We start from the raw sequence: 10,816 nt of genomic DNA, 5'->3' as shown, positions 1-10,816 counted from the left end.
GCCTCCGCCGGTCAGGCCCCCTCCGCCGGTCAGGCCCCCTCCGAACCGCAGGACGAGCAGGCGGAGACACAGACTTCCATCTTCCGGCCGCCGCCGTACGCGCTCAGGTCCGAGTCGCCGTCTTCGGGCGCGGCGGGCCGCCCCCCGTCCGGCGAGCCGTCGAAGGCGTCCGGCACGCCACCCGCGAGCGGCAAGACGCCGTCCGCCGGTGAGACTTCCGAGCCGCCCAGTAAGACCTCGCCACCCTCCGGTGAGCCCGCCCGGCCTGCCGGCGCGCCCTCCCGGCCCGCGAGCAAGGCCGCGACCGGCGACGACGAGGCAGAGTCGCCTGCGGGCACGGCCGGCACGTCGTCCCGCGGCAAGACCGGACCTCCTGCCGCGAAGGGCGGGACCGCCGCCGGTGCTACCGGGGCGGTCGCAGCCAGGGGCGGTTCCGCGGACGAGCCAGAGCCCACCACGGGGAGCGAGTCCGCCGCGGACCGGCCGGGCCAGGCCGTGGCGTCCGAAGGCCGGACCGCGCCTTCCCCGCGCCGGACCAGCCCGATCGAGCCGGCTGGTGGCCGGGCGCGGCCATCCGACCGAGGCGAGCAGTCCGGCAGGCCGGCCGGGCAGTCCGGTGGTGCCGATGACGAGGACGACGACTCCTCAGGTCCCGCCACGGCGCCACAGCCGCGCGTGCCTTCCTCGGCGGTGCCTCCCCCTCCAGGAGGGAGGTCAGGCACGCCCTCCGGGCCGTCCCAGCGTCCTTCTGGGCGCGCCAGGACGTTCGCTTCGCCGGAGCCGGAGGAGGACGTGGTGTTGGAGCGCCCCGCGTCCTCGACCGAGTCGCAGGCCAAGCCCAAGGGACCGCTGCCCTCAGGGGCGGGTGCCTTCGCCAGGTCCCCGGCCACGGGTGTTTCCAGCACGTCCGCGAAACCGCAGACCTCAGGAGCCGAGACCTCGGGGTCCCAGAGCGGAGACGCGCCGGCCGCCGGTGCCAAGAGCGCTGGTCTGGGTGCGCAGGGCGCCGGGTCCGGTTCCAAGGGCGCCCGTCCCGGCACGGTGAAGGTCATCGTCGGCACCCGCCGCTACCACAGCACCGACTGCCCGCTGATCAAGGGCGCGGGGGAGAGCGGTGTGGAGACGATGACGCTCGCGGCGGCCGAGGCGGCCGGGCTGACGAGCTGCTCGGTCTGCCAGCACGACCGGGAAACGGTCGCCTGAGCACCCGCGACATGTACGCCCGAGCGACGGCGAGATGAGACACCAGGAGGTCCGCCGCTCAGGAGCCGGCCACGGTGTGCGCCGGCCGGCCTGCTCATCGGCGCCCGGCCGGCGATGAGCAGGCCGTAGGCCCTGACACCGCCGTCACCGCCCGCTCAGGTCAGGCCAGGTGAGCGCGGACCTCGTCGAGCCGGCCGGTCAGGAAAGCGCGTTCCACGTGGTTGTCGGTCATGGTCAGGGCCTCTTCGTACGCCCCGGCGGCCTCTTGCCAACGTCCCAGCCGGCGCAGGAAGTCGGCGCGGGCCGCGCTGAGGTAGCCGTAGGTGGCCAGCGCCGGTTCGTCGAGCAGCGGGGCGAGCGCGGCGAGGCCGGCCTGAGGGCCGTCGCGGAGGCCGATCGCGACGGCGCGGTTCAGCTCGACCACCGGGGACGGCCACAGGCCCCGCAGCACGTCATACAGCCCGACGATCTCCGCCCAATCGGTGTCTTCCCAGGTCGCCGCCTCGGCGTGGACGGCGGCGATGGCGGCCTGCACGGCGTACCTCGTAGGCGGCCGCCGCAACGATTCCGCCAGCAACGCGGTGCCTTCGGCGATCTGCCGCGTGTCCCACCGCGTCCGGTCCTGGTCGGCGAGCAGGACGAGCCGGCCGGTGCCGGACAGCCGGGTGTTCCGGCGTGCGTCGGTGAGCAACATCAGCGCGAGCAGGCCGGCTGTCTGGCCGTCGCCCGGCAGCAGCTGGTACAGGGTGCGAGCGAGGTGGATGGCACCGTCCACCAGGTCCTGGCGCACCAGCTGCGCGCCGACGGGTGCGGTATGGCCGGTGGTGAACACCAGGTGCACCACGTCCAGCACCGCGCTGACCCGCTCGGGAAGGTCGGTACGCGCGGGAACCCGGTACGGGATGCGGGCGGTGCTGATCTTCTTCTTGGCACGCGTGATCCGCGCCGCCATGGCCGACTCCTGGACCAGGAACGCCCGGGCCACCTCGGCCGTGGACAGGCCGCACACCAACCTCAAGGTCAGCGCCACCTGCGCGTCGCGGGACAGGGCCGGGTGGCAGCAGGTGAAGATGAGGCGCAGCCGGTCGTCGTCGATCGCCGACGGGTCGCCCTGGTCTTCCGGCCCGGCCACGGCGTCGTCCACGACGAGCGACGGCAGCGCCGATCGGAACACGGACTCCCGCCGCAGCATGTCCTTGCCGCGGTTGCGTGCGACGGTGGTCAGCCAGGCGCCCGGCCGGGCCGGAACACCGCTGACGGCCCACGTGCGCAGTGCCTGGGCGTACGCGTCCTGGGCACACTCCTCGGCGAGGTCGAGATCACGCACGACACGCACCGTCGCGGCGAGCACCCGGGCCCACTCGCGACGGTGCGCCTGCGCGATCGCCTCGTTGACGTCGACGTCAGGGGCTGAACCGCGCTCGTGTTCGGTCACGGGGTCAGCTCGCCTCCCGGATCGGCCGGATCTCGACCCCGCTGTGCGCCGCGGAGAGCTCGGGCAGCTTCTCGGCCAGCGCGATCGCCGCGTCGAGGTCCGGCGCCTCCACCAGGTAGTAGCCCCCCAGCACCTCCTTGGTCTCCAGGAACGTCCCGTCGGTCGGCGTGGGCCGGCCACTGACGGTGCCGCGCAGGGAGGTCGCGGTGGTGGACGACTCCAGTTCGTGGCCGCCGAGGATCGCGTCACCGGCCGCCGCGGCGAAGGCGGCGTGGCCGGCATGAAGGTCCTTGATCTCCTCCGGGGACCTCGCCTCCCAGAGCTGCTCGTTCCCGTAGATGAGGAGCAGGTATTTCGCCATCTCAGACATCCAATCGCTTCGAGGCCTCGTTGGCCCGACTACCTATACGACGAACGAGGCGGCCGCGAATCGATGCACCTCACCGTATCCGGTGGACTTGCGCCGGCACGGGCAGCGGCGCAGCCCCCTGGCCGACTGCGGGTCCGGCGTGAACGCCGCAGCGGAGCGCACCGGTGCTGCCCATGCCCGCTCGCCCGCAGGGTCCGGCAAGGAGGCCGGTGGCTGGGGTGTTGTTGCCGCCTGATGACCCGACAGCCGAAGTCGCGATGCTCGGGCGCGGGTAATTCCTTCACATGCCACACGCACGTGTGATCACACCTGCGCTCTGACATTCAGAAGGAGATCGACCGATGGTTGCCAGTAGCCTCGTTCTCATCGCCGGCGCTGGTGGCGTGGGACGCACAGTCCTCCACCGGCTGCGCGCGCAGGACGTGCCGGTGCGCGCGATGGTCCGCCGCGAGGACGATCGTGCGGCTGAGTTGCGTGCGCTCGGCGCCGAGGTCGTCGCCGGCGATCTGACCCGGCCTGAGAGCGTGGCGGCCGCGCTGGAGGGCGTCGGGCGGATGTACTTCGCGATGCCCGTGTCTCCGGACCATCTGCTGGCGGCGACCGTGGTCGCCACCGTGGCGCGGGAACACGGGAAGCTGGCCGGCCTGGTCGACATGTCACAGATGACGGTGTCGCAGATGACCGCCACCAGTACCGGAGAGTCGCACCAGCAGCGGCTGCACTGGCTGGCGGAGCAGGTGCTGAACTGGTCGGGCCTGCCGGTGGTGCACATCCGGCCGACGTCGTTCCTGGACAATCCGCTGTTCACCACGCTGGCGGCGCAGTCGATCCGGGAGAACGGCACGATCGCGCTGCCGTTCGGTACGGGGCGCACGTCGCCGGTCGCCGTGGACGACGTCGCCCGGGTGGTCGCCGCCGTGCTGCGCGATCCGGCTCCGCACGTCGGGCGTGTCTACGAGCTGACCGGGCCACGCACGGTCGACATGACGGAGATGGCCGAGGAGTTCTCCCGGGCGTTGGGGCGTCCGGTGACGTATGTGGACGTGCCGCTGGACCGGTGGCGGGCCGACGTGCTCGCCAAGGTGGGCCTGCCGCCGCACACCGAGCAGCACATCGCCACCATGGCCCGGTTGCATCGCGAGAACCGCTACGACCGCGCGTCCGACGACGTCGAACGCGTGACGGGCGTGCCTGCTCGGACGATCGAGGCTTTCGTGGCCGCCCGCAGGGACTTCTACCTGGGCTGAGGCCGTCCGATAACCGGGACGACCGCCTGCCGGCAGTTGCTGGACTTCGACGGCGAGGGGCGAGAGTGTAGGAGGTGGTCATCCCCCCGTTTATCCATAGCAGACCCGGTGGCATTCGCAGGCCACCGGCATCGAACGGGGAGGAATCCACGCCGTGGACATGAAGCTAGAGGTCGTGGTGCTGCCGGTCGCCGACGTGGACCGGTCCAAGAACTTCTACAAGGCCCTCGGGTGGCGGGAGGACGCCGACTTCGCCCCCGGCGACGGCTTCCGGGTGGTGCAGCTGACCCCACCCGGCTCTGGGTGCTCGGTGATCTTCGGCACCGGGATCACCTCGGCCGCACCGGGCTCGATGCAGGGGCTGTACCTGATCGTCGACGACATCGAGGCCGCACGGTCCGAGCTCGTCGACCGCGGGGCCGACGTGGGTGAGGTGTTCCATGACGAGGGCGGGGTCTGGCACCATGCCGGGACCAAGGGGCGGTTGCCCGGCCCGGCTCCGGAACGCCAGAGCTACGGCTCTTTCGCCTCGTTCAGTGACCCCGACGGCAACGGCTGGATGCTCCAGGAGATCACCACCCGCCTTCCGGGCCGGTTGTGAGCCCGGAGCCGGAGCGTAGTGGCCGGCGTGAGGAGGAGATCCGTCACGCCGGCGCCGGGGCGCACCCGGATGGTGGGCGCGCCCCGATGCCGTGAGGCGCGCCCGGATGGTGGACGCGCCCCGATGCCGTCAGGCCCGGCGGAGCTGGAAGGTCAGGGCCAGGTCGTCGTCCGTGTGGGACGGCAGGTCCGGCGCCGTGCCCTCGGTGACCGTGGTCGCCAGGACCTCCTCCGCCACCACGTGCGGCACGGCCCGCAGGGCGGCGGCGAGGTCCGGGGACGAGGTGGCCCACCACAGCTCGATGCGGTCCGTGATGGACAGGCCGGTCGCCTTGCGGGCCTCCTGGACCAGGCGGATGACCTCGCGCAGGAGCCCCGCGCGGCGCAGCTCGTCCGTGAGCTCCAGGTCAAGGGCCACCGTCTCGCCGGTGCCGGTGCCGATCGCGCCGGTCTCCACCGCCCAGCCCGCCCGGGGCTGCTCGTTGACGATCACGTCGTCCGGGCCGAGCATGATCTCGCCGAGCTCGTCCGCCTCCACCATGACCGTGCCGCCGGAGCGGAGGGCACGCGAAACCCGGGCCGGGTCGGCGGCGGCCACCGCGGCGGCGACGAGCTTGGTCTGGGGGCCGAAGCGCTTGCCCAGCGCCCGGAAGTTGGGCTTGATCGTGTAGGACACGAGATCGGCGCTGAAGCCGGACATGTCCTCGATCGTCTGGACGTTGAGCTCCTCGGCCACCAGACCGCGCAGCTCGCCGGGCAGCGTCGGCCAGCCGTGCGCGCCCACCAGGGCCCGCCCGAGCGGCTGCCGGGTCTTGACCCCCGACGACGCTCGGGCCGAGCGGCCCAGCTCCACCAGGCGCCGCACCAGTGCCATCTGGTCGGACAGAACCGGGTTGAGCAGGTCCTCGCGCACCGCCGGCCAGGTCGCCAGGTGCACCGACGTGGGGACCTCCGCCGAGCGCAGCACGTCCCAGAGGTAGTCGGTGACGAACGGCGTGACGGGCGCCATCAGCCGCAGGACCGTGTCCAGGCACTCGTACAGGGTCGCGAACGCGTCCTCCGAGCCCTGCCAGAACCGGCGGCGCGAGCGGCGCACGTACCAGTTGGACAGGTCGTCGAGGAAGTCGGCCAGGCGGCGGCCGGCGCGCTGGGTGTCGTACTCGTCCAGCGACGCCGTGACCTCGGCCACCGTGCGGTGCAGCTCGGCCAGCGCCCAGCGGTCGAGCAGCGACCGCTCGGCCGGCGGCGTGGCCTCGGACAGCCTGGCCGGCGACCATGACTCGGCGTTGGCGTAGAGGGTGAAGAACGACGAGGTGTTCCAGAGCGTCAGCAGGACCTTGCGGACGATCTCCTCCAGGGCGTTGTGCCCCACCCGGCGGGCCGCCCAGGGGGAGCCCGAGCAGGCCATGAACCAGCGCAACGCGTCGGCCCCGTGCTGGTCCATCAGCGGGATCGGCTCCAGGACGTTGCCCAGGTGCTTGCTCATCTTGCGGCCGTCCTCGGCCAGGATCAGGCCCAGGCAGAGCACGTTCTCGTACGAGGACTGGCCGAAGACCAGCGTGCCGACGGCCATCAGCGAGTAGAACCAGCCGCGGGTCTGGTCGGTGGCCTCGCAGATGAACTGGGCCGGGTAGACGCCCTCGGGCTTGCCCCGCTCGCCCCACTGCGCGAACGGCATCGAGCCGGAGTCGTACCAGGCGTCGATGACGTCCGGGACGCGGCGTGCCTCAGCGCCGCACGACGGGCAGTCGAAGGCCACGTCGTCGACGTACGGGCGGTGCGGATCGAGCGACGAGACGTCCTGGCCGGCCAGCGAGCCCAGCTCCTCCAGGGAGCCGACGCACGTCACGTGGGACTCGTCCGCCGAGCACACCCATAGCGGCAGCGGCGTGCCCCAGTAGCGGGAGCGCGACAGCGACCAGTCGACGTTGTTGCGCAGCCACTCGCCGAAGCGGCCCCACTTGATCGTGTCCGGGTACCAGTTGGTGTTCGCGTTCTCGGCCAGCATGTGGTCCTTGACCGCGGTGGTCCGGATGTACCAGGACGGGAGCGCGTAGTAGAGCAGCGGCGTGTGGCAGCGCCAGCAGTGCGGGTAGGCGTGCTCGAAGTGGCCGCCGCGGAACAGCAGGCCGCGGGCGCGCAGATCCTCGGTCAGCTCCTCGTCGGCGTCCTTGAAGAACCGTCCGCCGACCATGGGCACGTCGTCGAGGAACCGGCCGTCGGGGCCGATCGGGTTGACGACGGGCATGTCGTACCGCTTGATCACGGCGAGGTCCTCGGCGCCGAAGGCCGGCGCCTGGTGGACCAGGCCGGTGCCGTCCTCGACCGTGACGTAGTCGCCCAGCACGACATAGTGGGCGTCCGGGATGTCGACCAGCTCGAACGGCCGGGAGTAGGTGGTGCGCTCCAGCTCGCGGCCGGTGTAGCGGGCCACCTCGGTGACACCCTCGCCCAGGACGGACAGCAGCGGCTCGGCGACGACGAGCACCTCGCCGTCCGCGGTGCGGGCCGCGACGTACGTCACGTCGGGGTGCACGGCCACCGCCGTGTTGGACACCAGCGTCCACGGCGTCGTCGTCCACACCAGCAGCGACGCGCCCAGCGCGGCCGGCGGCCCGGAGGTCACGGGCATGCGGACGTAGACCGACGGGCTGGAGACGTCCTCGTAGCCGCCGGGCTGGCCCAGCTCGTGGTCGGACAGGCCGGTGCCGCAGCGCGGGCAGTACGGCGTGATCCGGAAGTCGCGGAACAGCAGCCCCTTGTCGAAGACGACCTTCAGCGACCACCACACCGACTCGATGTAGGCCGGGTCCATGGTCCGATAGGCCTGCGACAGGTCGATCCAGTAACCCATTCGCTCGGTCATCTGCTCGAACGCGTCCACGTGCCGCAACACCGAATCGCGGCACTTGGCGTTGAACTCGGCGATGCCGTACGTCTCGATGTCCTTCTTGCCGGACAGGCCCAGCTCCTTCTCCACGCCCACCTCGACGGGCAGGCCGTGGCAGTCCCATCCGGCCTTGCGCGGAACGCTGAATCCGCTCATGGACTTGTAACGCGGGAACAGGTCCTTGAACACCCGCGCCTCGACATGGTGCACGCCGGGCAGGCCGTTGGCGGTGGGCGGGCCCTCGTAGAAGACCCAGGCGGGGTTGCCCGCGTTCTGCTCGATGGAACGCTCGAAGATCTTCCCGTCCCGCCAGCGGTCGAGGACCTCGCGCTCGAGCGCGGGCAGGTCGACCTGCGCGGGAAGAGGGCGGAAGGTTGGGGAAGACATCTCGGGCGGGCCTCCACGCTTGGTCGATACGGCAGGACAAGCGCGAAGGGACGAAGCCGGATCGGCTCCGCGGTACCACCCTTCTTGACCTCACCCGGGGCGAGGCCCTCTTCATTTGATCTGCTGCCGGTTCTAATGAGCTCTTGAGAGCCGTTCTTCCGGCGGCTCCGGGGTGATATCCCTCACAGTCGGGCCCCATCAACGCCTTGCAGTCTCAAACCATAACGCAGAGTGGAGGCGAAGGCTTCCAGGTTTCCCTGGTGAGGCCCTGCGGCGTCACCGCTATGGCCACAACATCGGTACGGAGCGCGTAAACGGCAACAAAGTTGTGGGAATGGACGCCGCTGAGGAGGAGTTGAATGCGCGAGGCGGGATAGTACGCAGGAGGTAAACCGTCCGGCGGGTCGTTTGCCGTTCCGTTATCCGGATCCTAAGCTGCCCGCACCCTTAACGGCCTTGATCAGCAATGGAGGCACGCCATGGCGGCAGTCACGCAGACCGCTACACCTTCGATGTGGTCGGAACAGGAGCTGGCCGAGGTACGCGGCACGCTCCAGACGGAGATCGACGAGCTCGAGGCCGACATCCTCCGCCACGAGACGGAGATAGCCTCTGGAGACGTCACCCAGGGCGCCGGCGACGATCAGGCTGACGCCGGTGCCAAGACGTACGAGCGCGAACGTGAGATCGCCCTTACCCTGAATGCGCGCGATCTGGTCGCGCAGAACGAACGTGCGATCGCCAGGATCGACGCAGGGACCTATGGAGTGTGCGAATCGTGCCACAAGCCGATCGGCAAGGAACGCCTTCAGGCGTTCCCGAGGGCGACGCTGTGCGTGGCCTGCAAGCAGAAGGAGGAGCGCCGGTAGGCAGACCCCGCGGTCGCCTGTTCGCCGTCCTCGTCGTGCTGGCGGCCGTGATCTACGCGGCCGACCTCATCACCAAGACGGTGGTGCTGCGGGCGCTTGAAAACGAGCCGCCGCTGGTCGTCATCCAGGACGTTCTGCAGTTCCGGGTGATCTTCAATTCCGGTGCCGCCTTCAGCATCGGCACCGGGATGACCTTCGTCTTCACGCTGATCGCCGCGGCCGTGGTGGTGGCCATCGTGCGCACCGCGCGCAAGCTGGGCAGCCGCGCGTGGGCGATCACGCTCGGCCTGCTGCTCGGCGGGGCGCTCGGCAACCTCACGGACCGGCTGCTGCGTTACCCCTCGGGGTTCGGCCGGTCCAAGCAGCTCCAGGGGCACGTCGTGGACTTCATCGAGGTGCTGCCGGGGCATTTCCCGGTCATCGACTACTTCCCGGTCTTCAACATCGCCGACTCGGCGATCGTCTGCGGCGGCATCCTGGCGGTCATCCTGGCCTGGCGCAACGTGCAGATCGACGGCTCCAAGGTGGCCGATGGCCCCCAGGAGGCCAAGGGGGAGACGAAGGATGGCTGAACAGCGCAGTCTGCCCGTGCCCGACGGGCTGGAGGGCGAGCGGCTCGACGCCGCGCTCTCGAGGTTGTTCGGCTTCTCCCGCACCCGCGCGGCCGAGCTCATCGGCGCGGGGGAGGTGCTGGTCGACGGCCGGCAGCCGGCCAAGTCCGACCGGGTGCAGGCGGGCGCGTGGCTGGATGTGACCCTGCCGCCACCGGTGACCACGCCCATGCCGGTGGCCGAGCCGGTGCCGGGCATGACGATCGTCTACGAGGACGACGACATCGTGGTGGTCAACAAGCCGATCGGGGTGGCCGCCCACCCGACCGTCGGCTGGACGGGACCCACGGTGATCGGCGGGCTGCTCGGGGCCGGCCACACGATCGCCACCAGCGGAGCCGCAGAGCGCCAAGGCATCGTGCACCGCCTGGACGCCAACACCACCGGGGCGATGGTCGTGGCCAAGAGCGAGCACGCCTACTCGCGGCTCAAGCGCGCGTTCAAGGAGCGCACGGTCGACAAGCGGTACCACGCGCTGGTCCAGGGGCATCCCGACCCGTTCAGGGGCACCGTGGACGCGCCCATCGACCGGCACCCGTCAGGCGACGGCCGCTTCGCCGTGGTGGCCGGTGGCAAGCCGTCCGTCACCCACTACGACACCGTCGAGGCGTTCCGCGCGGCCTCGCTGCTGGACATCAAGCTGGAGACCGGGCGTACGCACCAGATCAGGGTGCACATGGCGGCGCTGCGCCACCCGTGCGTCGGTGACCTGCTGTACGGCGCCGACCCGACGCTCGCCGCCCGGCTCGGGATCACCCGGCAGTGGCTGCACGCGGTCGCGCTCGGGCTCGAGCACCCTTCCACGGGGGAGTGGATGTCGTTCAGCACCGACTACCCGCAGGATCTGCGGAAGGCGCTCGACATCGTCCGCGACGAGTCCTGATCCGCCAGGTCAGCGGACCTTCTTCGTCTTCTGCTCGGCCGCGTCGGACGCCCTGCCGTTGTCCGTGCCCTCGACCGCTCCGGGGGTCTCGTCCGACGTCTCATCCTTGTCCTCCTTGTCCTTCTTGTCCTTCTTGGACTTGGTGGGCGTCGGCTCCTTGGAGGGGCTCTTCGTCTCGCGGCCGGGGGTCCTGGGCTGTCCCCTGGTGGGAGGCGGCGTGCTCTGCGGCGCCTGCTGGTAAGTCGGCCCGGGCGTGACCGTCTCCTTCGGGGGTGGCTGCGATGACCGGGAAAGGGACGGTGACAGGGACGTGGTCACCAC

9 protein-coding genes and 1 pseudogene are annotated in these 10,816 nt (G+C 70.9%); 6 read left to right on the top strand and 4 right to left on the bottom strand.

What is annotated here, in order from left to right:
- Positions 1-1,203: hypothetical protein (locus ETD86_RS57625; protein ID WP_425465706.1), on the top strand; the 1,203-nt coding region annotated here is incomplete at its 5' end.
- 160 nt (positions 1,204-1,363) lie between these two features.
- Here ETD86_RS57625 and ETD86_RS48660 read toward each other — a convergent pair.
- Both ETD86_RS48660 and ETD86_RS48655 read right to left on the bottom strand, forming a co-directional pair.
- Positions 1,364-2,638, bottom strand: coding sequence for an RNA polymerase sigma factor (locus tag ETD86_RS48660; protein WP_138673417.1), 1,275 nt, complete (start codon positions 2,636-2,638; stop codon positions 1,364-1,366).
- A gap of 4 nt (positions 2,639-2,642) precedes the next feature.
- Positions 2,643-3,008 (bottom strand): YciI family protein, encoded by a 366-nt coding sequence (locus ETD86_RS48655; RefSeq protein WP_138673416.1) that lies wholly within the window; start codon positions 3,006-3,008, stop codon positions 2,643-2,645.
- A gap of 341 nt (positions 3,009-3,349) precedes the next feature.
- On the opposite strand from ETD86_RS48655, the gene ETD86_RS48650 reads away from it, so the two are divergent.
- A complete protein-coding gene (locus ETD86_RS48650; RefSeq protein ID WP_138673415.1) occupies positions 3,350-4,255 on the top strand; it encodes an NmrA family NAD(P)-binding protein in 906 nt (301 codons plus the stop codon).
- Positions 4,256-4,415: 160 nt separating this feature from the next.
- Positions 4,416-4,856: a VOC family protein gene (locus ETD86_RS48645; RefSeq protein ID WP_246149411.1), complete on the top strand. Its 441-nt coding sequence runs from the start codon at positions 4,416-4,418 to the stop codon at positions 4,854-4,856.
- A gap of 129 nt (positions 4,857-4,985) precedes the next feature.
- On the opposite strand, the gene ileS is transcribed toward ETD86_RS48645, so the two are convergent.
- Entirely contained in the window at positions 4,986-8,132 is a 3,147-nt protein-coding gene (gene ileS, locus ETD86_RS48640; protein ID WP_138673413.1) for an isoleucine--tRNA ligase, read from the bottom strand.
- A 479-nt stretch (positions 8,133-8,611) separates the two neighbouring features.
- Between ileS and ETD86_RS48635 the strand changes: the two genes are divergently transcribed.
- From ETD86_RS48635 to ETD86_RS48625, 3 genes are read left to right on the top strand one after another with little or no spacing between them, the layout of a single operon-like run.
- Positions 8,612-9,001, top strand: a complete 390-nt coding sequence (locus ETD86_RS48635) for a TraR/DksA family transcriptional regulator (protein ID WP_138673412.1) — start codon at positions 8,612-8,614, stop codon at positions 8,999-9,001.
- Between the two features lie 35 nt (positions 9,002-9,036).
- A complete protein-coding gene (gene lspA / locus ETD86_RS48630; protein ID WP_138673411.1) occupies positions 9,037-9,573 on the top strand; it encodes a signal peptidase II in 537 nt (178 codons plus the stop codon).
- Positions 9,566-10,495 carry an RluA family pseudouridine synthase gene (locus ETD86_RS48625; RefSeq protein ID WP_138673410.1) on the top strand — a complete coding sequence of 310 codons (930 nt, stop codon included), beginning with the start codon at positions 9,566-9,568 and terminating at the stop codon, positions 10,493-10,495. The genes lspA and ETD86_RS48625 overlap by 8 nt, the downstream gene beginning before the upstream one ends.
- Positions 10,496-10,504: 9 nt before the next feature.
- Here ETD86_RS48625 and ETD86_RS56235 read toward each other — a convergent pair.
- Positions 10,505-10,816: pseudogene (locus tag ETD86_RS56235) on the bottom strand (hypothetical protein); the annotation flags it as partial.

The sequence above is a fragment of the Nonomuraea turkmeniaca genome (genome assembly GCF_005889735.1).
GTDB lineage: Bacteria > Actinomycetota > Actinomycetes > Streptosporangiales > Streptosporangiaceae > Nonomuraea > Nonomuraea turkmeniaca.
Note: the sequence above shows the minus strand (reverse complement) of the source record. Positions and strands in the feature narration are given on the sequence as shown.